This is a genomic window from Paracoccus alcaliphilus, from assembly GCF_028553725.1.
GTDB lineage: Bacteria > Pseudomonadota > Alphaproteobacteria > Rhodobacterales > Rhodobacteraceae > Paracoccus > Paracoccus alcaliphilus.
On record NZ_CP067124.1, the window covers coordinates 1,302,070 to 1,327,100 of the forward strand.

Here is a 25,031-nt window from a genome sequence, read left to right on the forward strand (position 1 = left end):
CCTCTGGATGGGTTTATTACGACAAAGTTTGTCGTGTTAATCAAGAAAAAAGCGACTTTGCCGGTCGTGTTTCTTTTAACGTGTTTTTAAGGGCTTGCGGATTATCTGGCTTCCAGAGGTGAAAAAACATGGCGAATCACGGGAACAGGGCACGCGGATCGCGACGATGGGTCAATCAGATGCCGGGGCGGCTTTTCATCGGCTGGCGCTGTCGTTAGGTTCCGCCGCAAAGAACGGATCAAGGGGCAGCCGGTGGCGCATATCATCGTTGTTGGCAACGAAAAGGGTGGGTCGGGCAAGTCCACCACCACGATGCATGTCGCAACCGCGCTGGCGCGGCTGGGTCATCGCGTCGGCGGGCTGGATCTGGACGTGCGCCAGCGCAGCTTTGGCCGCTATCTGGAAAACCGCACGGCCTTTGCCGCACGAGAGGGGCTGGATCTGCCGACCCCGGTTCTGGGGGAACTGGGGCAGGGGCAGGACCCGCTGACCCCGGCGCTGACCCGGCTGGAGGCCGAGTGCGACTTCATCCTGCTGGACTGTCCCGGCTCTCATACCGCGCTCAGCCAGATGGCGCATACGGTGGCGGATACGCTGCTGACGCCGATGAATGACAGCTTTGTCGATTTCGACCTGCTGGCGCGGATGTCGCCCGAGGGCAAGGTGCTGGGCCCCTCGATCTATGCCGAGATGGTCTGGGCGGCGCGGCAGATGCGGGCACAGGCGGGCGCGGGGCCGATCGACTGGCTGGTGCTGCGCAACCGTCTGGGCACGCAGGCGATGCACAACAAGCGCAAGGTCGGCGGCGCGCTGGACACGCTGTCGAAACGGATCGGCTTTCGCGTGGCGCCCGGCTTTTCCGAACGGGTCATTTTCCGCGAATTGTTCCCGCGCGGGCTGACCTTGCTGGATCTGAAGGATCTGGGCACCGAACAGCTGTCCATGTCCAATATCGCCGCGCGTCAGGAACTGCGCGACCTGATCGGGGAACTGAACCTGCCGGGGGTTGCGGTCACATTTTAGGCATGACCCCGCGTCATCTCTGGCCGGGATTGTTGGATGGGGGTTTTTTGGACTATGTATGCGCCCTGACCCTTACCTTCGGCGGAGGCACATGCGCGCCCTGCTTATCTTCCTTGTCGCCGCGTGGCTGGCCTTGCCCGCCTTTGCCGAAGATGCCGCCCGGCAGGGCGGGACTGCGGACGAGGCCGCAGAAGGCCCCGCGATTCCGGCGGTAACGCTGGCCACCGCCGCCCGGACCGGGATGCAGGCGCGGGTGCCGGTGTCGGGCACATTGGTCGCGCGCCAGCCGGTGCAGGTCTTTCCGCAGGTGACCGGGCACGAGATCACCGAGATTCTGGTCGAAGCCGGGGACATGGTCGAGCAGGGTCAGGTTCTGGCGCGGCTGGACACGGATACCCTGTCGGCGCTGCTGGAACAGGCCGAAGCCGAATATCAGCGCGCCGAGGCGGGCGTCAGTCAGGCCGAAAGCTCGACCGACAGTGCCGCCGCCGCGCTGGTCCAGGCCGAGGCGACGCTGAACCGGATCCGGCGGCTGCGCGACAGCGGCAACGCCTCTCAGGCGGCGCTGGACGAGGCCATCGCGGCCGAGGCTGCGGCGCGGGCACAGACCGCATCCGCCGCCGATGGCGTGGGCGTGGCCAAGGCGGCGCTGGCGCTGGCTGCGGCATCGCGGCGTGTGGCGCGGCTGGACTTGCAACGCGCCGACATCGTGGCGCCGGTCGGCGGGCTGGTCTCGGCCCGCAATGCCGAACTGGGCTCGCTGTCGGGGGGCGGCGCGGACCCCCTGTTCACGCTGATCGCCGATGGCAGCATCGAACTGGCCGCCGAGGTGATCGAGACCGCGCTGCCCAGCCTGAAGGCAGGCGCCCCCGCCGAAATCAGCGTCGCCGGTCTGGGCCGGATCGAGGGCGAGGTGCGGCTGATCCCGGCCTCGGTCGATCCCGTCACCCGGCTGGGGCTGGCGCGGATTGCCCTGTCGCCGCAGCCGGGCCTGCGCAGCGGGTTGTTCGCCAATGGCTGGGTGATCACCGAGCAGCGCGAGGCGGTGGCCGTTCCCGCCAGCGCGGTCCTGTCCGACAGTGATGGCGAACGGGTGCAGGTGGTCCGCGACGGCGTGGTCGAGACGCGGCAGGTCCGCGCGGGCCTGCTGTGGCAGGGTCAGCGCGAAATTCTGGAGGGCGTGGCCGAGGGCGAAACCGTCATCGCCCGTTCCGGTGCGTTCTTCCGCGATGGCGACCGGGTCCGCGCCGCCCAGCCACAAGGCGAGGCCATGCAGCCGCAGGGCGATGCCCAGACGGCCCGCGAGGGCGCCGATGACATGGCGGACGGGACATGAATTTCGCGACATGGTCCATCCGCCACCCGGTTCCGCCCATGGCGCTGTTTCTGGTGCTGCTGGTGGTGGGGCTGTTCAGCTTCAACCGGCTGGCGGTCACGGCCATGCCCAATATCGACCTGCCCATCGTCGAGGTCACCATCGCCCAGCCCGGCGCGGCCCCGGCCGAGCTGATCACCCAGGTGATCCAGCCGCTTGAGGACAGCATCGCCTCGGTCACAAATGTCCGCCATATCAGCGCCACCGCCTCGGACAGTGCGGCCTCGATCACCGTCGAATTCGAGCTGGAGACGAACAGCGACCGCGCCGTCAACGATGTGAAGGACGCGGTGGCGAATGTGCGCGCCGAACTGCCCGACAATATTGTCGAGCCCATCGTGCAGCGGCTGGATGTGACCGGCTATCCGATCCTGACCTATGCGGTCAGCGATCCGGGGCAGAGCATCGAGGCCGTGTCGAAATTCGTCGATGACGTGGTCGGGCGCGAACTGACCACCGTCAGCGGCGTGGCCAGCACCACCCGCATCGGCGGGGCAGAACGTCAGATCAAGGTCGAACTCGACCCCGACCGGCTGCTGGCGCACGGGCTGACGGCGGCCGAGATCTCGAACCAGCTGCGGGCGCGCAATATCAATATGGGCGGTGGTCGCGGCGATCTGGCGGGCACCGAATATTCCATCCGCACGCTGGGATCGGCGGTCAGCGTCGAGCAACTGGCGGCGACGCCGGTTTCCATCGCCGACGGGCGGGTGATCCGGCTGGACCAGCTGGGGCAGGTGATCGACGGCGCCAGCGAGGAACGCAGCTTTGCCCTGCTGGACGGCCAGCCGGTCGTGGCTTTCGGGGTCTATCGTGCGACGGGGGCCTCGGATCTCAGCGCGGGCGACGGCGTCAAGGAGCGACTGGAAGAGCTGCGCCAGCGTTACCCCGATGTCTCGATCAGCCTGATCGACGACGCGACCACCTATACCGAGGCCAGCTATCACAGCGCGATGGACACGCTGTATGAGGGCGCGGCGCTGGCGGTGATCGTGGTGTTCCTGTTCCTGCGCAACTGGCGCGCGACACTGGTTGCCGCCGTGGCGCTGCCGCTGTCGATCATCCCGACGTTTTTCGTCATGCACTGGATGGGCTTTACCCTGAACGGCATCAGCCTGCTGGGGATCACGCTGGTCACCGGCATCCTTGTCGATGATGCCATCGTCGAGATCGAGAATATCGTGCGCCATATCGGCATGGGCGTGCCACCGTACGAGGCCGCCGAGGAAGCCGCCAACGAGATCGGCCTGACCGTGATCGCGATCAGCCTGTCGATCGTAGCGGTCTTTGCGCCGGTCAGCTTCATGGGCGGCATCGCCGGGCAGTATTTCAAGCAGTTCGGGCTGACGGTGGCGGTTTCGGTGCTGTTTTCGCTGCTGGTGGCGCGGATCATCACGCCGATGATGGCGGCCTATCTGATGCGCGGCACCGTCGCGGCCGAGGATCAGCAGGACGGTTTCATCATGCGCCGCCTGATGGCGGTGGTGCGCTGGACCATGCGCCATCGCGGGCTGACGCTGCTGCTGGGGCTGGGCATCTTTGCCGGCTCGATCTTTTCCGCGACGCTGCTGCCGACCGAGTTCATCCCGGCCTCGGATGTCGGGCGCAGCCAGATCGTGGTCGAACTGCCGCCCGGCTCGACCATTTCCGATACCGAAGGCGCGGGCCGCGACCTGACCACCAAGATCCGCGAGACGCCCGAGGTGCAGTCGGTCTTTGTCTATAGCGACGGCGCCGACGTGACCGAGGCGCGGGTGATGATCAACTATGGCAAGAAGGACACGCGGGAACGATCGCAATTCGCGCTGGAGACCGAGCTGAAGCAGCGGCTGGCCGATACGCCCGACATGCGGATCAACTTCCAGAACGAGAACGGCGAGAACGACCTCTCGATCAGCGTGCTGGGCGAGACCGAACAGGCGACCGCCATTGCCGCCGAGCGTCTGGCTGCCGAGATGGCCCGCCTGCCGGTTCTGGAAAATGTTTCCAGTTCCGCGAACCTGCAACGGCCCGAGATCCAGATCCGTCCGCGCGCCGATCTGGCCGCGCAGCTTGGCGTTTCGGCCAGCGACATGGCGCTGACCCTGCGGGTGGCGACGCTGGGGGCCGATGATGCCGAACTGGCGCGCTTCACCACCGGCGACGAGCAGATCCCCATCGTCGTCCGGCTGAACAGCGAGGCCCGCGCCGATCTGATCGAGGTCCAGAACCTGCGCGTTCCCAGCGCCAACGGGCAGATCCCGCTGGTCTCGGTCGCCGATATCTCGTTGTCGTCGGGTGCGGCGCAAATCGGGCGCTATGACCGGCAATACCGCACCACGGTCAGCGGCAATCTGGCTGACGGGGCGCTGCTGGGGCCGGTCAGTGCTCGGGTGACGGCGCTTCAGGAACAGATCGAACTGCCGCCCGGCACTTCGATCCAGACGGCGGGCGATGCCGAGATCATGGGCGAGGTTTTCGAGGCCTTCGGCACCGCGATGGGGGCCGGGATCCTGCTGGTCTATGTGGTGCTGGTGCTGCTGTTTCACAATTTCATCACGCCGGTCTCGATCCTGCTGTCGCTGCCGCTGGCCATCGGCGGCGCGATCCTGGCGCTGTTCGCGACCGGGCATTCGATCAGCATGGCGGTGGTGATCGGTTTCCTGATGCTGATGGGGATCGTGACGAAGAATTCGATCATGCTGGTGGAATTTGCGCTGGCCGCGATCGAGGCAGGCACACCCAAGCGCGAGGCGATTCTGGATGCGGTCCACAAGCGCGCCCGCCCCATCGTCATGACCACAATCGCGATGAGCGCGGGCATGGTGCCCTCGGCCCTTGCCACCGGCGAAGGGGGAGAGTTCCGCGCACCGATGGCGATTGCGGTGATCGGCGGGCTGGCGCTGTCCACGGTTCTGTCGCTGCTGTTCGTGCCCTCGCTGTTCTCGCTGATCCACGGCGGCCAGAGCCGGATCGGCGGATGGCTGGGCCGGCACATGGGGCTGAACCGGGCGGCGGGTTAGGCTCCATCCCTGCAAATTTTCGTTGTGTGCCAGCGTGTTGAGTGGTGCGCCTTGGTTATACGAGACAAGCGATACTTCTGGCTGGGCGCGCGACAGATGCGACGACCATCGCAAGTCCTGTCGCATCGGGAACGCATTCGGTCGGCTGATGGACAGGCGCGGCGGCGCGACCCGCAATCATCCGTCTGAAAATGGCCCGGTCGGGCGAAATTTCCCCTTTTCAAGCCGCCCCGCGCGCGGCATAGTCCCGGCATGACCCGGATGCTTCATATTTCCACGGCCTCGGACGCGCCATTTGGTGCGCGGTTTGCCGTGAACCTCCGGGGTCTGCTGCTTCTTACGCTGCGCTGAGCGGGTCTTCCGGGCCGCCGCTCAGTCAGGATCGTGCCCGGCCATCCCGCGACATATCCGTAAGAAAGCAAGACAGATGACCGACAAGAACCGCGTCTATATTTTCGACACCACCCTGCGCGACGGCGAACAATCGCCCGGCGCCACCATGTCCCATGCCGAAAAGCTGGAAATCGCCGGCATGCTGGACGAGATGGGCGTGGACATCATCGAGGCAGGCTTTCCCATCGCCTCGGAAGGCGATTTCGCCGCCGTGTCCGAGATCGCCCGGCGCAGCCAGAACAGCGTGATCTGCGGCCTCGCCCGCGCGCAACTGCCCGATATCGACCGCTGCTGGGAGGCGGTGAAACACGCACGCCGCCCGCGCATCCATACCTTCATTGGCACCTCGCCGCTGCACCGCGCCATTCCCAATCTGGACATGGACCAGATGGCCGAGCGGATCGAGCAGACCGTGACCCATGCCCGCAACCTGTGCGACAATGTGCAATGGTCGCCGATGGATGCCACGCGGACCGAACACGACTATCTGTGCCGGGTCGTGGAAATCGCCATCAAGGCGGGTGCCACCACGATCAACATTCCCGACACGGTGGGCTATACCGCGCCGCGCGAATCGGCCGATCTGATCCGCATGTTGCTGGAACGCGTGCCGGGCGCGGATAAGGTGATCTTTGCCACCCATTGCCACAACGATCTGGGCATGGCGACGGCGAACAGCCTTGCCGCGGTCGAGGCCGGCGCGCGCCAGATCGAATGCACCATCAACGGGCTTGGCGAACGCGCCGGCAATACCGCGCTGGAAGAGGTGGTGATGGCGATGCGCGTGCGCCACGATATCATGCCCTATGATACCGGCATCGACACGACGAAGATCATGGGGATTTCCCGCCGCGTCGCGCAGGTCTCGGGCTTTCCGGTGCAGTTCAACAAGGCCATCGTCGGCAAGAACGCCTTTCTGCACGAATCCGGCATCCATCAGGACGGCGTGCTGAAGAATGTCGAGACCTTCGAGATCATGCGCCCCGCCGATATCGGCCTGAACGAGACCAATATCGCCATGGGCAAGCATTCCGGCCGCGCCGCCCTGCGCGCCAAGCTGGCCGATCTGGGTTATGAGGTCGGCGACAACCAGCTGAAGGATGTCTTTGTGCGGTTCAAGGCTTTGGCCGACCGCAAGAAAGAGGTCTATGACGACGATATCGTTGCCCTGATGCAGGACAGCGCCGCCAATACCGAGGACGATCACTTGCAGGTCAAGCATCTGCGCGTCGTCTGCGGCAGCGACGGCCAGACCGCCGATCTGACCATGATCGTCGGGGGCGAGGAAAAGACCGTCCATGCCAGCGGCGACGGTCCGGTGGATGCCTGCTTCAACGCGGTGAAGCAGATATTCCCGCATAACGCCGTGCTGAAGCTGTATCAGGTTCACGCCGTGACCGAGGGCACCGACGCGCAGGCCACGGTATCGGTGCGCATGGAAGAGGACGGGCGCATCGTCAACGGCCAGTCGGCTGACACGGACACGATCCTTGCCAGCGTCAAGGCCTATGTCGGCGCGCTGAACCACCTGATCGTGCGCCGCGCGCAGGCGGGCAAGGACGACAAGCAGATCAGCATGTATTCCCACTGATCCCGGCAGGGGCTGCGGACCGGTCCTGCGGGGCCGGTCTCAGCTGGTCGAAGTCGAAGCCGCGCAAGAAGGGAAAGCTGCGGCGGATGTGTTGGTTGAATCCACGCGGTGTAAGCTTTCGGAAGGGTGGTGGTAATTTTTCCAGATTCAGTTCGCGAGAATCCGAGTCCCATTTCATCACCAGCGCACCAACGGATTCATGATCGAGAAAGTTCGTCAACCTCTTGGCGATGGCGAAGTGGCCGAAGCTGAAGATGCTGCGCTTGGGGCTTGAGAGCTTGACCGTCAGTCCTGCGCCGAGAAATGGCATGCGATATTCCAGATAGTACTTGGGCATGTCGTTGCAAAGCGCAACGGATATGCCGCGCGCCGTGCTGATCGCACAATCCTTGAAACCCTCAAGCCGACGCATGCTCCGGCGCAGACGCGGCGCAAAATCCACGTCGATCGCATCATCATCGTCCAACCGGAATTGCCACAGGTTGCCTTCGGATTGCTCGTGAAAAGCCATCAGGTTACCTTCGAGCGCCTCACCAAGGCGGGGCACCTCGGTCCACAAGACCTGAAGTCGGTCATGCGGATTACACAACGCCTCCAAACGTTCGCGCCAATGCGCGGGCATTCGTGGAGAACTGACGATCAGAAAGGTGAAGTTCGGATCGTCCTGCGCAAGAATTGACGGAAGGCAGATGTGTTCGAATGACAGGAAACGGGCACGCATCCGCTCTTCAGTGTACAGTTCCGCCGCGACTGTGTCCAACCGGGATTCGCTGATCGTCTTGTCGGATCTGAACTCTTGCCAGTCGCCAAGACCAAGATAAGAAAAACGACAAATTCCTACAATCATGGGCTGAGACATGCAAAGGGTTCCTGAGTAGGGCAATCCTCCGTCATTTGCCCCGTCGGTGTCCATTTTGCGATGGCGCGCATATGACGATCATAGGGGCTTTCGTGTTGGGTGCCGGGCTTTTATATGGGACAACGCCGCCTGGACCCGGACGATTCCGTTCGGGCCGCGCGGATGAGGCTTTGAAAAACGGGCAGGGCCGGGTGACAACCGGCGCGAAAGGATACGGGCATGGCATTTGGCGGTTTGTTTTCGACCGATATCGCAATCGACCTCGGCACGGCGAACACGCTGATCTATGTCAAGGGCAAGGGCATCATCCTGAATGAGCCTTCGGTGGTCGCCTATCACGTCAAGGACGGCAAGCGGCAGGTGCTGGCCGTGGGCGAGGACGCCAAGCTGATGCTGGGCCGCACGCCGGGCAGCATCGAGGCGATCCGTCCGATGCGCGAAGGTGTCATTGCCGATTTCGACAGCGCCGAGGAAATGATCAAGCACTTCATCAAGAAAGTGTTCAAGCGCACCAGTTTCTCCAAGCCCAAGGTGATCGTCTGCGTGCCGCATGGCGCGACCCCGGTGGAAAAACGCGCAATCCGCCAGTCGGTGCTGTCGGCGGGCGCGCGCAAGGCCGGGCTGATCGCCGAACCCATCGCGGCGGCCATCGGCGCGGGGATGCCGATCACCGAACCGACCGGTTCCATGGTCGTCGATATCGGTGGCGGCACGACCGAGGTCGCGGTGCTGTCGCTGGGGGATGTGGTCTATGCCCGCTCGGTCCGCATTGGTGGCGACCGGATGGACGATGCGATCATCAACTATCTGCGGCGCAACCAGAATCTGCTGATCGGCGATTCCACGTCGGAACGGATCAAGACCTCGATCGGCACGGCGCGGATGCCCGATGACGGGCGCGGGGCCACGATCATGGTACGCGGCCGAGATCTGCTGAACGGCATCCCCAAGGAAATCGAGATCAGCCAGGCGATGGTGGCCGAGGCGCTGGCCGAACCCATGCAGGCCATCGTCGAGGCGGTGATGGTCGCGCTGGAGGCTACGCCCCCCGATCTGGCCGCCGATATCGTGGATCGTGGCGTCATGCTGACTGGCGGCGGTGCGATGCTGGGCGAACTGGATCTGGCGCTGCGCGAACAGACCGGGCTGTCGATCAGCCTTGCCGATCAGCCGATGAGCTGCGTGGCACTGGGCACCGGCAAGGCGCTGGAATTCGAAAAACAGCTTCGGCATGTCATAGACTACGACAGCTGAGGCCAGCCGCGCGGGGATTTCGCCAATGGCGCGCAAGGGCCCGGATTTCGTCACGCCGTTACGGCGCATCCTGATCGCTCTGCTGGCCATTCTGCTGGTGGTGCTGTTCCTGTTCTGGCGCATCGACAGCCCACGGGCTGAACAGATGCGCCATGCGCTGATCGACCGCGTCGTGCCCGGCTTTGAATGGGCGCTGGTGCCAGTGACGAAATTCGGCCAGATGGCAGCCAGCTTCCAGTCCTATGCCCGGCTTTACGAGCAGAATCAGGAATTGCGCCGCGAATTGCAGCGCATGTCCGGCTGGAAAGAGGCCGCCGTGCAGCTGGAGCAGCAGAATGCCAAGCTGCTGGCGCAGAACAATGTGCGGATCGACCCGGCGCTGACCTCGGTCACGGGGCGGGTGATGGTCGATTCCGGCACCGCCTTCCGCCAGTCGGTGCTGCTGAATGTGGGGCAGCGCGACGGGATCGTCGATGGCTGGGCGGTGATGGACGGGCTGGGGCTGGTTGGGCGGATCAGCGGTCAGGGCCAGCGCACCAGCCGGGTGATCCTGCTGACCGATCCGTCGTCACGGCTGCCGGTGACGATCCAGCCTTCGGGGCAGCATGCGCTGCTGACCGGCGACAATACGCAACTGCCATTCCTCGACTTTCTGGAAAACGCCGATGATGTCCGGCCCGGCGACCGGGTGGTGACCTCGGGCGATGGCGGGCTGTTCCCGCCGGGGCTGCCGGTCGGGCAGGTGGTGCTGGCGACCGATGGGCGGATGCGGCTGCGCATGGCCGCCGATTATCAGCGGCTGGAATTCCTGCGGGTGCTGCGTTCCCACGGGGCCGAGCCTCTGGCCGATATGGGTGCGCTGATCCCGCCCGACGATCTGGGGCTGATCGGGCCGCAACTGCCTGCCTCGCCGGTGGATGCGGCGCAGGCGTCGGACCCGCTGTCGGACGGAACCCGCAATGATTGAGGGCGCCTCTCGCCATGCGGTTCTGGGCAGCGTGCTGGTGGCGCTGTGCTGGCTGCTGCTGCTGTTTCTGCGGATGCTGCCGGTCACCGGTGCGACCAGCGGCTGGCCCGGCGCCGATCTGGGGCTGTGCCTGCTGTTCGCATGGGTGCTGCGCAGGCCCGACCAGATCCCGGCGCTGGTCATCGTCCTGCTGGTGCTGATCGAGGATCTGCTGCTGATGCGGCCTCCGGGGCTGTGGGCGCTGTTCGTCCTGCTGGGGACCGAGGCCGCCCGACTGCGCGAAGCCCGTTGGCGCGATCAGCCATTCGTGGTTGAATGGCTGCGGGTCTCGATCCTGACAGGTGGCATGATGCTGGGCTTTCGGGTGGTGCAGTTTCTGTTCCTGCTGCCGGTTCCGGCGCTGTGGCAGGTGACGCTGCAATTCATCGCTACGATGGCCGCCTATCCCGTCGTCATCCTGCTGGCGCGCTGGCTGGTCGGGTTGCGCCACGCGACCCCCGCCGAGGCCGAGATGATGAGGCATATGTGATGAAGAAATCCGCGCGCGAGATTTTGGAAAGCGGCCGCTCGATCCGGCGTCGCGGGCTGATGCTGGGCGGTATCCAGCTGGCGGTGGCGGGCGCGCTGGGGATGAAGCTGCGCAGCATGCAGCTGGAACATGCCGAAGAATACCGGATGCTGGCTGATGGCAACTCGATCAAGATCCGGCTGATCCCGCCCGCGCGCGGGCTGATCCACGACCGCAACGGGCTGTTGCTGGCCGGGAATGAACAGAATTACCGCCTGACCATGACCCGCGAAGAGGCGGGCGGGGATGTGCTGCCGGTGTTGCGGAAACTGTCGAACCTGATCCCGATGACCGACAGCCGCATCGCCGAATTGCAGGACGAATTCATCAAGCGCAGCGCCATCACGCCGATCGTGCTGGCCGACCGGCTGAGCTGGGAGCAGTTCTCGTCCATCGCGCTGAATGCGCCGTCGCTGCCCGGCGTCACGCTGGAGGCCGGGCTGTCGCGCGCCTATCCGCGCGCGGGCGATCTGGCGCATGTGATGGGCTATGTCGGGCCGGTCTCGGATTATGATCTGGAACGGATCGAGGAACCCGACCCGGTGCTGATGCTGCCCGAGTTCCAACTGGGTAAGGTCGGCGTCGAAAGCAGGCTGGAGGAAGCCCTGCGCGGCAAGGCCGGTGCCCGGCGGGTCGAGGTGAACAGCCGTGGCCGCGAGATGCGCGAACTGGGCCGGCAAGAGGGCGAGCAGGGCGCCACGGTGCAGCTGACCATCGATGCGCGGTTGCAGAACTATGCCGCGCAGCGCATGGGCGAGGAAAGCGCCGCCGCGGTCGTCATGGACACGCAGACGGGCGACTTGCTGGCCATCTGCTCGTCGCCCAGTTTCGACCCCAACAAATTCGTGCGCGGCATCTCGGGACCGGATTACCGGGCGTTGATGGACCACGATCACCGCCCGCTGGCCGACAAGACGGTGCAGGGGGTCTATCCGCCCGGCTCGACCTTCAAGATGGTGACGCTGATGGCGGGGCTGGAGGCGGGCGTCATCAATGCCGGGACGCGCTTTTACTGCCCCGGCCATACCGAGGTCGGCGGCCGCCGCTTCCATTGCTGGAGCAGGGGCGGGCATGGTTCGGTCGATGCGATCCAAAGCCTGGAACACAGCTGCGACGTCTATTACTATGAACTGGCGCAGCGAGTGGGCATCGACCGCATCGCGATCATGGCGCGCAAGCTGGGGCTGGGCGTGCGGCACGATCTGCCGATGTCGGCGGTGGCAACGGGCATCGCGCCGGACCGGGCGTGGAAGCGCGAACGCTATGATCAGGAATGGCAGGTCGGCGACAGCCTGAACGCCTCGATCGGGCAGGGCTTCGTGCTGGCCTCGCCGCTGCAACTGGCGGTGATGACGGCGCGGATTGCCAGCGGCCGCGCGGTCGAGCCGCAATTGCTGCGCAGCATCGGCGGGGTGCCGCAGCCCAGACCCGAATTCCCCGAACTGGACATTTCCGAATCCAGCCTGCGCATCGCCCGTCAGGGCATGGATGCGGTGATGAATTCCGCACGCGGCACCGCGCGACGGATGCGGATCCTGCCCGATGAATGGCGGATGGGCGGCAAGACCGGCACCAGTCAGGTGCGCAACATCACCGCCGCCGAACGCGCCCGCGGCGTCATCTCGAACGAGCAACTGCCGTGGAACCGGCGCGACCATGCGCTGTTCGTCTGCTATGCCCCCTATCAGGCGCCGCGCTATGCGGTGTCGGTGGTGGTCGAACATGGCGGCGGCGGCGGGGCCGTGGCGGCGCCGGTGGCCCGCGATATCCTGCTGTTCGCGCTGGCGGACGGATTGCCGCCACTGGATGCCGTGCCGCCCGAGCAGCGCGCCGCGATGGAGGAACGCCACAACGCCATGCATCTTTACACGCCCGAGCCGAAGTCGCCGGGCCGGTCACGGGCCTGAGCCGCGATGTCCTATCTTGATTATCAGGTCGCTCAGGTTCCGACCGGCATCCGCAAGATCCTGTATCTGAACTGGCCGCTGGTGTTTCTGCTGACGGCAGTGTCCTCGATCGGCTTTCTGATGCTGTATTCGGTTGCGGGCGGCGACGGTTCGCGTTGGGCCGAGCCGCAGATGTATCGTTTCGCCATCGGCATGGCGGCGATGATCGGGCTGGCCTTCGTGCCGATCTGGTTCTGGCGCGGGATTTCGGTCTTTGCCTATGTCACCTGCCTGTTGCTGCTGGTCGCCGTCGATCTGGTCGGAGAGATCGGCATGGGTGCGCAGCGCTGGATCGAGATCGGCCCGATCCGCCTGCAACCGTCCGAGCTGATGAAGATCTCGATGGTGCTGATTCTGGCCGCCTATTACGACTGGCTGGACCTGAGCAAGGTTTCGCGGCCGCTTTGGGTGCTGATCCCGGTCCTGCTGATCCTGCTGCCGGTGGGGCTGATTCTGGCGCAGCCGGATCTGGGCACCTCGGTCATGCTGGTGGCGGGGGGTGCGATCATCATGTTCGCCGCCGGGGTCTCGCTGTGGTATTTCGGCGTGATTGTCGGCATGGTCGTAGGGCTGGTGACCACGGTGCTGAAAAGCCGGGGCACCGACTGGCAGTTGCTGCGCGATTACCAGTTCCGCCGCATCGACACCTTTCTGGACCCAAGCGCCGATCCGCTGGGGGCGGGCTATAACATCATGCAGTCGCAGATCGCGCTGGGATCGGGCGGCTGGTCGGGGCGCGGTTTCATGCAGGGTACGCAGTCGCGGCTGAACTTCCTGCCGGAAAAGCATACCGACTTCATCTTTACCGTGCTGGCCGAGGAATTCGGCTTTATCGGGGCCTCGTCGCTCTTGACGCTGTATCTGCTGATCCTTGGCTTCTGCCTTTATTCGGCGCTGACCAATCGTGACCGTTTCGCCAGCCTGATGACCATCGGCATCGCCGGGACGTTCTTCCTTTACTTCGCCATCAACATGGCCACGGTGATGGGGATGCTGCCCGCCAAGGGCTCGCCCTTGCCGCTGGTCAGCTATGGCGGCACGGCAATGATCATCCTGTTGCTGGGCTTTGGCATGGTCCAGTCCGCGCATGTCCACAGACCGAGGTAAAGCATGAAGGTCCTGTTCGCCGCCCCCGATCACAACTGGTCGAAATGGGCGCCCGTCCTGCAGAAAACCTGCCCCGAGATCGAGCTGACCCGCGACGGCGATCCGGCCGAGATCGAGGCGATCATCTATGCCCCCGGCGGCGAGATCGAGGATCTGTCGCCCTATGTCAACGCACGGCTGGTGCAAAGCCTCTGGGCCGGGGTCGAAAGGATCGTGACCAATCCGACGCTGACCCAGCCTCTTGCGCGGATGGTCGATCCGGGCCTGACCGAGGGCATGGCGGAATATTGCACCGGCTGGGCGATGCGGGCGCATCTGGGGATGGACATCTATGCGCAGGACGGCGTCTGGCGCAACAGCGTGACCCCGCCACTGGCGCGCGACCGTAACGTGACGGTGCTGGGAATGGGCGAATTGGGCCGCGCGGTGGCCGCGATGCTGCGCGGGATCGGGTTCCGGGTAACGGGCTGGAGCGCCTCTGGCCGTCCGGTCGAGGGGATCGAGACGCTGGGTGGCGGTGATCTGGATATCGCGCTGGCCCGGGCCGAAATTCTGGTGACGCTGCTGCCCGACACGCCGCAAACGCGGGGGTTGATGGATGCGCGACGGCTGGCGACCCTGCCGCGTGGCGCGTGGCTGATCAATCCCGGTCGCGGCACGTTGCTGGACGATCAGGCGCTGCTGGCAAGCCTTGATCGCGGCCATCTGGGCCATGCGGTGCTGGACGTGTTCCACCAGGAACCGCTGCCGAAGGATCACCCGTTCTGGGCGCATCCGCGTGTGACGGTGACGCCCCATATCGCCGCCGAGACGCGGCCCGAAACCGGGGCGGTGGTGGTGGCCGAGAACCTGCGCCGCGCCGCACGCGGCCAAACATTGCTGCATCTGGTCGATCGCACGCGCGGTTACTGATCCGCTTCGGGCTTTCTGGTCGGGCCGCGCAATCTGGCGATCCGCGCGGCCATCTTCTTTTCGCGCCGCCGGTGATAGCGGCGCACCAGCGGCACCGTCGCCATATGAGAGAGCAGCGCCGCAATCCCCCCCAGCACCGCGCCGCCCGCCGCATAGGGCAGGAAGATCTCGTGCCAGAAATCGGCCAGCCCGTTCCAGTTGCTTATGCCGGGGCCGAACCATGCGACGACGTTATGCCATGTTTCGGCGGTGGCATGGGCGAATTCGCCAAAGATGAATTGCGGCGTCATCTCTCCGGGAAGGCCCAGCAGCTTGCGGCCCAATCCGACCGATGCCAACGCGATGAAGGGCGTGGTCAGCGGATTGCCGGCGAAGGTGCCGACAAAGGCCGCCAGCACATTGCCGCGGATCAGCACCGTCACCACCGCCGCGACGATGAAGTGAAACCCGTGCAGAGGTGAAAAGGACAGGAACACCCCGGCGGCCACGCCCCGCGCGATGCGGTGCGGCTGATCCGGCAGCCGCCGCAACCGATAGGCCAGATAGGTCGCCGCCCGCCTGAACCCGCCGCGCGGATAGACGATCTCGGTCAGGGTCTGGCGATAGGTGCGGGGATTGCGACGCTTGAACACGATCCCGATCCTTGAACTTGTGACGTGCAGCCGGGCAAAGCGCCGGACGGACAGGATGCGGCAGGGCGGCTAGGGTTTCAATCCCGGGTCGCGGATCCGCGACACCTGCGCGACATCGCTTTCGGCCTCCAGCGCGGTCAGCAGGTTGTGCAGATGTTCGCGGTCGCGCAGCTCGATCTCGACCTCCAGGCGATAGAAGTCGGGCTTGCGGTCGATGAATTCCAGATTCGAGATATTGGCCCCCTGCTGCCCGATCAGGGTGCAGATGCGGCCCAGCACCCCGGCATCGTGGCGGATGGTCAGGTGCAGGAAGGTCGAATAGGCGGGCGGATGACGCCCCTCGCGCCAGCGCAGATCGACCCAGCGGTCGGGGTGATCCTCGAATTCGGCCAGAACCGGGCAGTCGATGGCATGGATGACCACGCCCTTGCCGCGATAGGTGATGCCGACGATCCGTTCGCCCGGCAGCGGATTGCAGCAGGGCGCGCGGGTGAATTCCGCGTCGGCTTCCAGCCCGGCGATGGGGCGGCCGCCCTCGAATTCCGTCGGGTGATCGGCCAGATCGGGATAGAGGGCGGCCAGAACCTCCTTGGCGGAATTCTCGGCGCTGCCGATCCGGGCCAGCAACTCATCGGCGTTTTCCAGCCCCATCTGTTTGGCCGCGGTGCGCAGGGCCTTGTCGGTGACCTTGCGCCCGACATGCTCGAAGCTGACGCGTACCAGTTCGCGGCCCAGCCGGATGAAGCGGTCACGGTCTTCTTCGCGCAGGGACCGCCGGATGGCGGCCTTGGCGCGGCCGGTGACGACGATATCCAGCCATGTCGCCTGCGGTCGTTGGCCGGATGCGGCGATCACCTCGACCGACTGGCCGTTCTTCAGCCGGGTCCACAGCGGCACGCGGATGCCGTCCACCTTGGCGCCGACGCAGGAATTGCCCAGCCGCGTATGGATCGCATAGGCGAAATCAATCGGCGTGGCGCCCTTGGGCAGTTGCAGCACGTCGCCCCGGGGGCTGAAGCAGAAGACCAGATCCTGATACATCTCCAGCTTGACGTGTTCGAGAAAGTCGTCGTGATCCTCGCCCCCGAAACGGTCGTTCAGATTGGCGATCCAGTCGGCCGGATCGACCGCAAAGGGGTTCTTGGCCAGCACCCCGTCGCGATAGGCCCAATGCGCGGCCACACCGGCTTCGGCGACCTCGTGCATCTGGCGGGTGCGGATCTGGACCTCGACCCGCTTGCCGTCGCGCCCCGACACGGTGGTGTGGATCGAGCGGTAGCCGTTCGATTTCGGCTGGCTGATATAGTCCTTGAACCGCCCCGGCACCATCCGCCAGCGGTGATGGATCACCCCCAGTGCGCGATAGCAGTCCATTTCCGAGCGGGTGATGATGCGAAAGCCGTAGATGTCGGAGAGGCGCGAGAAGGCAAGCTGCTTTTCCTGCATCTTGCGCCAGATGGAAAAGGGTTTCTTGGCGCGACCGAAAACATCGGCCTCCAGCCCTTCCTTTTCCAGTTCCGAGCGGATGTCGGTGGTGATCTGCCCGATCACGTCGCCGGATTCGCGTTGCAGGTTGACGAAACGGCGGATGATCGAGTTGCGCGCCTCGGGATTGATGACCTTGAAGGCCAGATCCTCCAGCTCTTCGCGCATCCACTGCATCCCCATGCGCCCGGCCAGCGGCGCAAAGATATCCATGGTTTCGCGGGCCTTCTTGACCTGCTTTTCCGGCCGCATCGAGCGGATGGTGCGCATGTTGTGCAGCCGGTCGGCCAGCTTGACCAGAATCACCCGAAGGTCGCGGGACATGGCCATGAACAGCTTGCGGAAGTTCTCGGCCTGCTTGGACTGGGCGCTGCTCAGTTCCAGATTGGTCAGCTTGGTGACGCCATCGACCAGCTCCGCGATCTCGGCGCCGAACAGGGCTGAGACCTCTTCCTTGGTGGAACGGGTATCCTCGACCGTGTCGTGCAGCAGGGCGGTGATGATGGTTGCATCGTCCAGCCGCATCTCGGTCAGGATGGCGGCGACGGCGATGGGATGGGTGAAATAGGGCTCGCCCGAATGGCGGAATTGCCCCTGATGCATCCGCATGCCGTATTCATAGGCATCGCGGATCAGCCCGGCATTGCAGCGGGGGTTATAGTTGCGGACAAGCGCGATCAGGTCTTCGACGTCGATCATTCCTGGCCGAAGACCTCTTGCGTTTCCATTCAGCCGCGCTGGCTGGCTTCCATCATCATGCGCAGCATCCGTTCTTCCGATTCTTCCTCGGCAGGTTTCGGATGATCGATCTCGGCACCCAGCAGCAGGGCCATCGCGTCTTCTTCGGGCTCATCGACCTCGATCTGGGTCTGGGTCGATTCGATCATGCGTTCGCGCAGATCGTCCACCGGCTGGGTCTCATCAGCGATCTCGCGCAGCGCGACGACCGGGTTCTTGTCGTTGTCGCGGTCAACCGTCGGCGAACTGCCGGCAGTGATCTCACGCGCGCGATGCGCGGCCAGCATCACCAGATCAAAGCGGTTGGGAACCTTGTCGACGCAGTCTTCAACCGTTACGCGGGCCATGAATCACCTATGGGGTTCGAATCGGATATCCGGGGCGAAGAGGGATAACTGATGGCGCTTTGACGAAATGTCAAGGTAAGGTCGCAATTTCAGCCACGAATCGGGGCCATTCCGGCCAGCGCATCGGCGGGCAGGGCAGCCAGCATCTGCACCGTGCTGTGCCCGGTCAGCGGATGGCGCCAGTCCGGCGCGATTTCCGCCAGCGGGGCCAGCACGAAGCCGCGGTCCTGCATCCGGGGATGGGGCAGGATCAACGTGTCGGGCGCCTCGCGCATCTGTGTTTTCAAAGGCAGCCCGATCCAGTGGCGCAGCGTCGATTCGTCAGGCAGGATTGTCCGGTCCAGTGCGATCAGGTCCAGATCGACGATTCGGGCGGACCAGCGGCCCAGACTGCGGTCCCGTCCCAGACGCGCTTCCAGCCGGTGCAGAACCGCCAGAATCTGCCGGGCATCCAGCGTCGTCTCAAACAGTGCGACCGCATTGACGTAATCAGGCCCCGATCCGGCAGGAAATGCGGGGCTGCGCCAGAAACGGCTTACAGCCCGGATTGAAATGTCTGGTTCAGTATGCAGTATGGTCAGGCTCGCAAGGAGGTTGTCTTTGGCATCGCCACATTCGGATGGAAGGTTTGCCCCCATCGCCATGATCCCAAAAGACAAGTTAAGATTGTTCATGGCTTGCTCTACACTCTTCCTGGGCTGATGCGGGCCCCACATAAAACCACCGAGGCATGTTTTACGGGACAGCGTCTCATTGAAGGCAACGAATGATGTTTTACAAGGATGATCGACTCGCGCTTTTCATCGACGGCGCCAATATTTACGCCGCCGCGAAATCGCTGGGGTTCGATATTGATTATAAATTGCTGCGGCAGGAGTTCGACCGGCGCGGCAAGCTGATGAGAGCGTATTACTATACCGCCCTGATGGAAGGTGAGGAATATTCCCCCATTCGCCCTCTGGTTGACTGGCTGCATTACAACGGGTTCTGCGTCATCACCAAACCGGCGAAGGAATATACCGATCAGATGGGGCGCCGGAAGGTCAAGGGCAACATGGATGTCGAACTGGCCGTGAACGCGCTGGAGCTGGCGCCGCGGATGGATCACGCCGTGCTGTTTTCGGGTGACGGCGATTTCCGGCCTCTGGTCGAGGCATTGCAGCGGCAGGGGGTGCGGGTCTCGGTTGTCTCGACCATCCGGTCGCAGCCGCCGATGATCGCGGACGACCTGCGCCGTCAGGCCGACAACTTCATCGAGCTGGACGCCCTGCGCGATATCATCGGACGCCCCCCGCGCGAGGTGCCCGAGGACGAATGATCCGGCGGGAAAAAGGCTTGTCGCGGGTGGCTTAATCGCCCGCGACCAAGGCCTGCCATTCGCCATCCGGGCCGATAAAGACCCGCCAGCCGATCCATCCGCCGAAATCGCGGAAACCCTGCAAATCCTCGACCGGGACCAGACGATAGGCATCGACCTGCTGCGCTGGCGTCAACTCGTTCGGGTCCATCTGCGACAGATAGGGCCAGGCATAGCTTTGCCCCTCGGCCTCGTTGCCCAGAACGGCGGCGGGCATTTCCAGCGCGTTTTGCAGGATGGCCAGAATCTCATACCCCTCGGGATCGCCCGATGCCTCTGCCAGCCAGGCGACCGGATCATCGGGCAGGCCAAAGCTGACCGTGGGCGTGCTGCCCTGCGCCTCGATGATGTCGCCCAGCCCCTCGATATCGCCGCTGCGGGCGACCGCGATCAGCGCGTCGCGGGTTTCCTGCACTTCGGGCGGCAAAAGGGTGGGATCCTCGACGATGTGCATTTCGGGGCCCTCGGCCCAGAGGGCGCTGGCGGCAAGGCACATCGGCAAAATCACGGCGAGACGCATGGGGGCGATCCTTTCACGGGTGGCGCCATGCTGAAGGCACGGCGCCCCTGCGGTCAACCCCGGCGGGTCAGACCAGCCGCCCTTCCTCCATCGCGGCGCGGATGAAGCCTGCGAACAGCGGCGCGGGGGCAAAGGGCTTTGATTTCAGTTCGGGATGCGACTGCACGCCGATGAACCACGGGTGATTCGGGTATTCGATCACCTCGGGCAGCTTGCCATCGGGCGACATGCCGGAAAACACCAGCCCGGCATCCGCCAGCGCCTCGCGATATTTCGCGTCAACCTCATAGCGGTGGCGGTGGCGGTCCTCCATCTCGGCCGCGCCGCCATAGATTTCGGAAATCCGCGACCCCGGCGCCAGCACGGCGGTATAGGCGCCCAGCCGCATCGTGCCGCCCTTGTCGTCGCCGACCTGCCGCTGCACCTTGTAATTGCCCTGCACCCATTCCTTCAGGTGATAGACCACCGGAGTAAAGCGGGTCTGCCCGGCTTCGTGGTCGAATTCCTCGGACCCGGCATCGGGCATGCCGGCCAGATTGCGCGCGGCCTCGATCACCGCCATCTGCATGCCCAGACAGATGCCCAGATAGGGCACATCCTTTTCGCGGGCATATTTCGCGGCCGTGATCATGCCCTCGGTGCCACGCTCGCCAAAGCCGCCGGGCACGATGATGCCGTGATAGCCGTCCAGCAGATGCGCGCCTTCGCCTTCCAGCTTTTCGCTGTCCACCCAGTCGGCCTTGACCCGCACGCGGTTGGCCATGCCGCCATGGGTCAGCGCCTCGGCAATCGACTTATAGGCGTCCTCAAGCTGGGTATATTTGCCGACCACGGCGATCCTGACCTCGCCTTCGGCATTGTCCAGCCGGTCCATGACATCCTCCCAGACGGCCAGATCGGGGCGCGGGGCGGGGCTGATCTGGAAGGCGTCCAGCACGGCGCGATCCAGCCCGGCGCGGTGATAGGCCAGCGGCGCCTCATAGATCGTTTTCAGGTCATAGGCCGGGATCACCGCATCGGGACGGACATTGCAGAACAGCGCGATCTTGGCGCGTTCCTTTTCCGGGATCGGCTGTTCGCTGCGGCAGACCAGAACGTCCGGCGCAAGGCCGATCGATTGCAATTCCTTGACGCTGTGCTGGGTGGGCTTGGTCTTCAGCTCTCCGCTGGCGGTCAGATAGGGCAGCAGCGTCAGATGCATCAGGATACATTCGCCGCGCGGGCGTTCATGGGTGAATTGGCGGATCGCCTCGAAGAAGGGTAGGCCCTCGATATCGCCGACGGTGCCGCCGATCTCGCACAGCATGAAATCGACCTCATTGTCGCCAATGGCAAGGAAGTCCTTGATTTCATTGGTGACGTGCGGGATGACCTGAATGGTCTTGCCCAGATATTCGCCGCGCCGTTCCTTTTCCAGCACGTTGGAATAGATCCGCCCCGAGGACACGCTGTCGCTGCGCCGGGCGCTGACGCCGGTAAAGCGTTCGTAATGGCCAAGGTCCAGATCGGTTTCGGCGCCGTCATCGGTGACAAAGACCTCGCCATGCTCGAACGGCGACATCGTGCCCGGATCGACGTTCAGATAGGGGTCCAGCTTGCGCAGCCTGACGCTGTAGCCGCGGGCCTGCAACAGCGCGCCCAGAGCCGCGGAGGCAAGCCCTTTGCCAAGGCTTGAGACCACGCCACCGGTAATGAAGATATAACGCGCCATGAAAGGTCCCCGTGAGCTGCAATGATTCGAAATTTGCGGGCCGTCGGACGACCTGCATCACGGGACTTGAGATATAGTCGATTCGCCCCGTGGCCGCAATGGACCGCAAGCTGATGTGGGGCAGGATAATATCCGCCCCAAATTATGGTATCGGCTTAGTTTCCGCTTTGGGCGGGGGGCGTGGCCGGGGTTTCCGCGTCAGCCGGTTCGGCAGCAGGTGCCGGTTCCGGCTGGGTTTCTGCGGCGGGCGGGGTGATGGCCTCGGCCTCGGGTGCCTCAGGCGCCGGGGTCTGCGCCGCGCCATTCGCCGCCTCGGGCGAGGGCGGCGTCAGCGGATCGCCGCCGGTCGTGGGCGGGGGCGTATAGGTCGGGATCGCCGGGCTGCTGTCTTCGCTTTGCTGCGCCGGCATGCCCAGCTGGTCCATGATCGAGCCGGTCGAGGTCTGCCGCGCGGCGATCACCGTCAGCGCCACCGAGGTCACGAACAGCGCGATGCCGAAAATCCAGGTCAGCCGGGTCATGGCATTGGCGGCCTGACGGCCGGTCATCAGACCACCGCCGCCACCGCCGCCACCCATGCCAAGGCCGCCACCCTCCGAGCGTTGCAGCAGAACGACGCCGGTCAGCAGCACCGCGAGGATCAGATGGATGGTCAGGACGACGTTTTCCACGGCATTCGGCCTTTCACTTTCGGACGGGCCTATCTAGTCATCCATGCAGATGATGGCAAGCCGAGTGTCCAATGAAGAACCCCACGGCAGGCGCATTGATGATTCAGGGTACCGGCTCGAATGTCGGCAAGTCGCTGCTGGTGGCCGGTCTGTGCCGCGCGGCGCGGCTGCGTGGGCTGTCGGTCGCGCCGTTCAAGCCGCAGAATATGTCGAACAATGCCGCCGTGACGGTGGATGGCGGAGAGATCGGCCGCGCGCAGGCATTGCAGGCGCTGGCCTGCGGGCTGGAGCCTGCGACCGACATGAATCCGGTGCTGCTGAAGCCCGAAACCGATACCGGCGCGCAGGTGATCCTGCATGGCCGTGCGGTGGCACGGGCGCAGGCGCGTGATTATGCAACGCTGAAGCCGCAGCTGTTGCAGGGTGTGCTGGACAGTTTCGCCCGCCTGCGCGCCGCGCATGATCTGGTGATCGTCGAGGGCGCGGGCAGCCCCGCCGAGGTCAATCTGCGCCCGCGCGACATCGCCAATATGGGATTCGCGCGGGCGGCGGGCGTGCCGGTGGTGCTGGCGGGCGATATCGACCGGGGCGGGGTGATCGCGCAGATCGTGGGCACTCGGGCGGTGATCGAGGCGGGCGATGCGGCGATGATCCGGGGCTTTCTGATCAACAAGTTCCGGGGCGATCCGGTGCTGTTACAGGATGGCTATCGGATGATAGAGGAACGCACCGGCTGGCGTGGCTTTGGCGTCGTGCCGTGGTTTCCCGGCGCGCATCGCCTGCCCGCCGAGGATGCGGTGGACCTGCGCGGCGGGGGCGGGCAGGGCGCACATGTCGTGTGCCTGACCCTGTCGCGGATCGCGAATTTCGACGATCTGGACCCGCTGGCGACCGAGCCGGGGCTGCGTCTGACCATGCTGGGGCCGGGCCGCGCGATTCCGGGCGATGCCGATCTGGTCATCATTCCGGGCACGAAATCCACGCGCGGCGATCTGGCGTTTCTGCGGCAGCAGGGCTGGGATATCGACCTGACCGCGCATCTGCGGCGCGGCGGGCATGTGCTGGGCATCTGCGGCGGTTATCAGATGCTGGGCCGGGTGATTCGCGACCCGATGGGCTTTGACGGCCCGGCAGGAGAGACCGAGGGCCTTGGCCTGCTGGATATCCAGACCGAGATGGCGGCAGAGAAGCGCCTGACCCGCGTTCAGGGCCGCGCGCTGGGGCAGGAAGTCACCGGATACGAGATCCACATGGGCCGCACCTCGGGCCCCGACTGCGCGCGTCCCTTTGCCCATATCCCCCGGGCGGATGGCGCGATCAGTGCCGATGGCCGGGTGAGCGGCACCTATCTGCACGGGCTGTTCGCCGATGACGGCTTCCGCGCGGCCTGGCTGGCGCGGCTGGGCGTGGCGTCGGCGCCCGGTTACGCGGCGGGGGTTCAGCAGGCGCTGGACGATCTGGCCGCGCATCTGGAGACACATCTGGACGTGGACGGGTTGCTGGCGCTGGCCGGCTGACCGGATCCCGGACGCGAAGTTGATCCGTGCGGTGCTGGACTGGCGGGCGCGTCCGCGCTAGGGCAGGGGCATGGAACATGCGAAACCGCCTTTGACCCTGTATCTTGCCGCGCCGCGCGGGTTCTGCGCCGGTGTCGATCGCGCGATCAAGATCGTCGAGATGGCGCTGCAGAAATGGGGCGCGCCGGTCTATGTCCGCCACGAGATCGTGCATAACAAGTTCGTGGTCGATTCGCTGCGCGCGCAGGGCGCGGTCTTTGTCGAGGAACTGGATGAATGCCCCGATGACCGCCCGGTGATCTTTTCGGCGCATGGCGTGCCGAAATCCGTCCCGGCCGAGGCGCAGCGCCGCAACATGATCCATGTCGATGCGACCTGCCCGCTGGTCACCAAGGTTCATGTCGAGGCCGCCCGCCACCATGCCGAAGGGCTGCAACTGGTGATGATCGGCCATGCCGGTCACCCCGAGGTTCTGGGCACGATGGGCCAGTTGCCCGAGGGCGAGGTGATTCTGGTCGAGACGGTCGGGGATGTGGCGACCATTGCGCCGCGCGATCCGCAGCGGCTGGCCTTCATCACCCAGACCACGCTGTCGGTCGATGATACCGCCGAAATCGTCGAGGCGCTGAAGGCGCGTTTCCCGCAAATCAGCGGCCCGGCCAAGGAAGATATCTGCTATGCCACCACCAACAGGCAGGCGGCGGTCAAGGCGGTGGCCGACAGGATCGACGCGCTGCTGGTGATCGGGGCGCCCAATTCCAGCAATTCGAAACGTCTGGTCGAGGTCGGGCGGGCGGCGGGTTGCGCCTATTCGCAACTGGTGATGCGGGCCGACCAGATCGACTGGCGGGCGATGGACGGGGTGCGCGCCGTGGCCGTGACCGCCGGTGCCAGCGCCCCCGAAGTGCTGGTGAACGAGGTGATCGAGGCCTTTCGCGCACGTTACGACGTGACCGTCGATGTGGTCGAGACCGCGCAGGAGAATGTCGAATTCAAAGTGCCCCGCGTGCTGCGCGAATCGGCCTGATTTTGCGTCCTTTGCATGATTGCGGTGGC

Annotated in this window: 21 protein-coding genes; 13 read left to right on the forward strand and 8 right to left on the reverse strand. The window is 64.8% G+C overall.

What is annotated here, in order from left to right; genetic code table 11:
- The first annotated feature begins 252 nt into the window (after nt 1-252).
- The 4 genes from JHW40_RS06640 (at nt 253) to JHW40_RS06655 (ending at nt 7,384) form a co-directional block, all read left to right on the forward strand.
- The gene (locus tag JHW40_RS06640; RefSeq protein ID WP_090610679.1) at nt 253-1,023 is read left to right on the forward strand and encodes a division plane positioning ATPase MipZ; all 771 of its coding nucleotides are present in this window, start codon (nt 253-255) and stop codon (nt 1,021-1,023) included.
- Nucleotides 1,024-1,114: 91 nt separating this feature from the next.
- Complete coding sequence (locus JHW40_RS06645; protein WP_090610680.1) at nt 1,115-2,359, forward strand: efflux RND transporter periplasmic adaptor subunit; 1,245 nt, start codon at nt 1,115-1,117, stop codon at nt 2,357-2,359.
- A complete protein-coding gene (locus tag JHW40_RS06650; RefSeq protein WP_090610681.1) occupies nt 2,356-5,400 on the forward strand; it encodes an efflux RND transporter permease subunit in 3,045 nt (1,014 codons plus the stop codon). Before JHW40_RS06645 ends, JHW40_RS06650 begins: the two co-directional genes overlap by 4 nt.
- Before the next feature lie 427 nt (nt 5,401-5,827).
- Nucleotides 5,828-7,384 carry a 2-isopropylmalate synthase gene (locus JHW40_RS06655; RefSeq protein WP_090610682.1) on the forward strand — a complete coding sequence of 519 codons (1,557 nt, stop codon included), beginning with the start codon at nt 5,828-5,830 and terminating at the stop codon, nt 7,382-7,384.
- Here the strand turns inward: JHW40_RS06655 and JHW40_RS06660 are convergent.
- Nucleotides 7,365-8,243: a glycosyltransferase gene (locus JHW40_RS06660; protein ID WP_170851736.1), complete on the reverse strand. Its 879-nt coding sequence runs from the start codon at nt 8,241-8,243 to the stop codon at nt 7,365-7,367. The two genes, JHW40_RS06655 and JHW40_RS06660, sit on opposite strands and share 20 nt — an antisense overlap.
- Nucleotides 8,244-8,462: 219 nt before the next feature.
- On the opposite strand from JHW40_RS06660, the gene JHW40_RS06665 reads away from it, so the two are divergent.
- The 6 genes from JHW40_RS06665 to JHW40_RS06690 are packed head-to-tail and all read left to right on the forward strand — an operon-like array spanning nt 8,463 to nt 14,997.
- Nucleotides 8,463-9,497 (forward strand): rod shape-determining protein, encoded by a 1,035-nt coding sequence (locus JHW40_RS06665; protein WP_090610684.1) that lies wholly within the window; start codon nt 8,463-8,465, stop codon nt 9,495-9,497.
- A gap of 25 nt (nt 9,498-9,522) precedes the next feature.
- Complete coding sequence (gene mreC, locus JHW40_RS06670) at nt 9,523-10,464, forward strand: rod shape-determining protein MreC (protein WP_090610685.1); 942 nt, start codon at nt 9,523-9,525, stop codon at nt 10,462-10,464.
- Entirely contained in the window at nt 10,457-10,993 is a 537-nt protein-coding gene (locus tag JHW40_RS06675) for a rod shape-determining protein MreD (RefSeq protein WP_090610686.1), read from the forward strand. The genes mreC and JHW40_RS06675 overlap by 8 nt, the downstream gene beginning before the upstream one ends.
- On the forward strand, nt 10,993-12,939 hold the full coding sequence (mrdA, locus tag JHW40_RS06680; protein WP_090610687.1) for a penicillin-binding protein 2: 1,947 nt from the start codon (nt 10,993-10,995) through the stop codon (nt 12,937-12,939). The genes JHW40_RS06675 and mrdA overlap by 1 nt, the downstream gene beginning before the upstream one ends.
- A 6-nt stretch (nt 12,940-12,945) precedes the next feature.
- Nucleotides 12,946-14,085: a rod shape-determining protein RodA gene (rodA, locus tag JHW40_RS06685; RefSeq protein WP_090610688.1), complete on the forward strand. Its 1,140-nt coding sequence runs from the start codon at nt 12,946-12,948 to the stop codon at nt 14,083-14,085.
- A gap of 3 nt (nt 14,086-14,088) precedes the next feature.
- Nucleotides 14,089-14,997 carry a 2-hydroxyacid dehydrogenase gene (locus JHW40_RS06690; protein WP_090610689.1) on the forward strand — a complete coding sequence of 303 codons (909 nt, stop codon included), beginning with the start codon at nt 14,089-14,091 and terminating at the stop codon, nt 14,995-14,997.
- Here the strand turns inward: JHW40_RS06690 and JHW40_RS06695 are convergent.
- From JHW40_RS06695 to folK, 4 genes are all read right to left on the reverse strand, one after another.
- Entirely contained in the window at nt 14,991-15,629 is a 639-nt protein-coding gene (locus JHW40_RS06695; RefSeq protein WP_090610690.1) for a DUF2062 domain-containing protein, read from the reverse strand. The two genes, JHW40_RS06690 and JHW40_RS06695, sit on opposite strands and share 7 nt — an antisense overlap.
- Nucleotides 15,630-15,698: 69 nt before the next feature.
- The gene (locus JHW40_RS06700; RefSeq protein WP_090610691.1) at nt 15,699-17,813 is read right to left on the reverse strand and encodes a RelA/SpoT family protein; all 2,115 of its coding nucleotides are present in this window, start codon (nt 17,811-17,813) and stop codon (nt 15,699-15,701) included.
- 29 nt (nt 17,814-17,842) lie between these two features.
- Entirely contained in the window at nt 17,843-18,199 is a 357-nt protein-coding gene (gene rpoZ / locus JHW40_RS06705; protein ID WP_090610692.1) for a DNA-directed RNA polymerase subunit omega, read from the reverse strand.
- An 89-nt stretch (nt 18,200-18,288) separates the two neighbouring features.
- Nucleotides 18,289-18,873 carry a 2-amino-4-hydroxy-6-hydroxymethyldihydropteridine diphosphokinase gene (gene folK, locus JHW40_RS06710; protein WP_090610693.1) on the reverse strand — a complete coding sequence of 195 codons (585 nt, stop codon included), beginning with the start codon at nt 18,871-18,873 and terminating at the stop codon, nt 18,289-18,291.
- Between the two features lie 95 nt (nt 18,874-18,968).
- On the opposite strand from folK, the gene JHW40_RS06715 reads away from it, so the two are divergent.
- Nucleotides 18,969-19,517 carry a LabA-like NYN domain-containing protein gene (locus JHW40_RS06715; protein WP_090610773.1) on the forward strand — a complete coding sequence of 183 codons (549 nt, stop codon included), beginning with the start codon at nt 18,969-18,971 and terminating at the stop codon, nt 19,515-19,517.
- Between the two features lie 31 nt (nt 19,518-19,548).
- On the opposite strand, the gene JHW40_RS06720 is transcribed toward JHW40_RS06715, so the two are convergent.
- The 3 genes from JHW40_RS06720 to secG form a co-directional block, all read right to left on the reverse strand.
- Nucleotides 19,549-20,076, reverse strand: a complete 528-nt coding sequence (locus tag JHW40_RS06720; RefSeq protein ID WP_090610694.1) for a hypothetical protein — start codon at nt 20,074-20,076, stop codon at nt 19,549-19,551.
- A 67-nt stretch (nt 20,077-20,143) separates the two neighbouring features.
- Nucleotides 20,144-21,787, reverse strand: coding sequence for a CTP synthase (locus JHW40_RS06725; RefSeq protein WP_090610695.1), 1,644 nt, complete (start codon nt 21,785-21,787; stop codon nt 20,144-20,146).
- 155 nt (nt 21,788-21,942) lie between these two features.
- The gene (gene secG / locus JHW40_RS06730) at nt 21,943-22,458 is read right to left on the reverse strand and encodes a preprotein translocase subunit SecG (RefSeq protein WP_090610696.1); all 516 of its coding nucleotides are present in this window, start codon (nt 22,456-22,458) and stop codon (nt 21,943-21,945) included.
- Between the two features lie 98 nt (nt 22,459-22,556).
- Here secG and JHW40_RS06735 point away from each other — a divergent pair, with 98 nt between their 5' ends.
- Together JHW40_RS06735 and ispH are read left to right on the forward strand one after the other, a co-directional pair.
- Nucleotides 22,557-23,975 (forward strand): cobyric acid synthase, encoded by a 1,419-nt coding sequence (locus JHW40_RS06735; protein WP_272849082.1) that lies wholly within the window; start codon nt 22,557-22,559, stop codon nt 23,973-23,975.
- A 70-nt stretch (nt 23,976-24,045) separates the two neighbouring features.
- Nucleotides 24,046-25,002: a 4-hydroxy-3-methylbut-2-enyl diphosphate reductase gene (ispH, locus tag JHW40_RS06740; RefSeq protein ID WP_090610698.1), complete on the forward strand. Its 957-nt coding sequence runs from the start codon at nt 24,046-24,048 to the stop codon at nt 25,000-25,002.
- Nucleotides 25,003-25,031 lie beyond the last annotated feature (29 nt).

Excerpts from the sequence above, each read along its gene's own strand:
- JHW40_RS06665 (WP_090610684.1), top strand. The coding sequence starts at position 8,463 with ATGGCATTTGGCGGTTTGTTTTCGACCGATATCGCAATCGACCTCGGC.
- ispH (WP_090610698.1), top strand. The coding sequence starts at position 24,046 with ATGGAACATGCGAAACCGCCTTTGACCCTGTATCTTGCCGCGCCGCGC.
- JHW40_RS06725 (WP_090610695.1), bottom strand. The coding sequence starts at position 21,787 with ATGGCGCGTTATATCTTCATTACCGGTGGCGTGGTCTCAAGCCTTGGC.
- rodA (WP_090610688.1), top strand. The coding sequence starts at position 12,946 with ATGTCCTATCTTGATTATCAGGTCGCTCAGGTTCCGACCGGCATCCGC.
- JHW40_RS06720 (WP_090610694.1), bottom strand. The coding sequence starts at position 20,076 with ATGCGTCTCGCCGTGATTTTGCCGATGTGCCTTGCCGCCAGCGCCCTC.
- folK (WP_090610693.1), bottom strand. The coding sequence starts at position 18,873 with ATGAACAATCTTAACTTGTCTTTTGGGATCATGGCGATGGGGGCAAAC.
- rpoZ (WP_090610692.1), bottom strand. The coding sequence starts at position 18,199 with ATGGCCCGCGTAACGGTTGAAGACTGCGTCGACAAGGTTCCCAACCGC.
- JHW40_RS06660 (WP_170851736.1), bottom strand. The coding sequence starts at position 8,243 with ATGTCTCAGCCCATGATTGTAGGAATTTGTCGTTTTTCTTATCTTGGT.
- JHW40_RS06650 (WP_090610681.1), top strand. The coding sequence starts at position 2,356 with ATGAATTTCGCGACATGGTCCATCCGCCACCCGGTTCCGCCCATGGCG.
- JHW40_RS06655 (WP_090610682.1), top strand. The coding sequence starts at position 5,828 with ATGACCGACAAGAACCGCGTCTATATTTTCGACACCACCCTGCGCGAC.
- mrdA (WP_090610687.1), top strand. The coding sequence starts at position 10,993 with ATGAAGAAATCCGCGCGCGAGATTTTGGAAAGCGGCCGCTCGATCCGG.
- JHW40_RS06715 (WP_090610773.1), top strand. The coding sequence starts at position 18,969 with ATGTTTTACAAGGATGATCGACTCGCGCTTTTCATCGACGGCGCCAAT.
- JHW40_RS06735 (WP_272849082.1), top strand. The coding sequence starts at position 22,557 with ATGATTCAGGGTACCGGCTCGAATGTCGGCAAGTCGCTGCTGGTGGCC.
- JHW40_RS06645 (WP_090610680.1), top strand. The coding sequence starts at position 1,115 with ATGCGCGCCCTGCTTATCTTCCTTGTCGCCGCGTGGCTGGCCTTGCCC.
- JHW40_RS06675 (WP_090610686.1), top strand. The coding sequence starts at position 10,457 with ATGATTGAGGGCGCCTCTCGCCATGCGGTTCTGGGCAGCGTGCTGGTG.
- JHW40_RS06690 (WP_090610689.1), top strand. The coding sequence starts at position 14,089 with ATGAAGGTCCTGTTCGCCGCCCCCGATCACAACTGGTCGAAATGGGCG.
- mreC (WP_090610685.1), top strand. The coding sequence starts at position 9,523 with ATGGCGCGCAAGGGCCCGGATTTCGTCACGCCGTTACGGCGCATCCTG.
- JHW40_RS06700 (WP_090610691.1), bottom strand. The coding sequence starts at position 17,813 with ATGATCGACGTCGAAGACCTGATCGCGCTTGTCCGCAACTATAACCCC.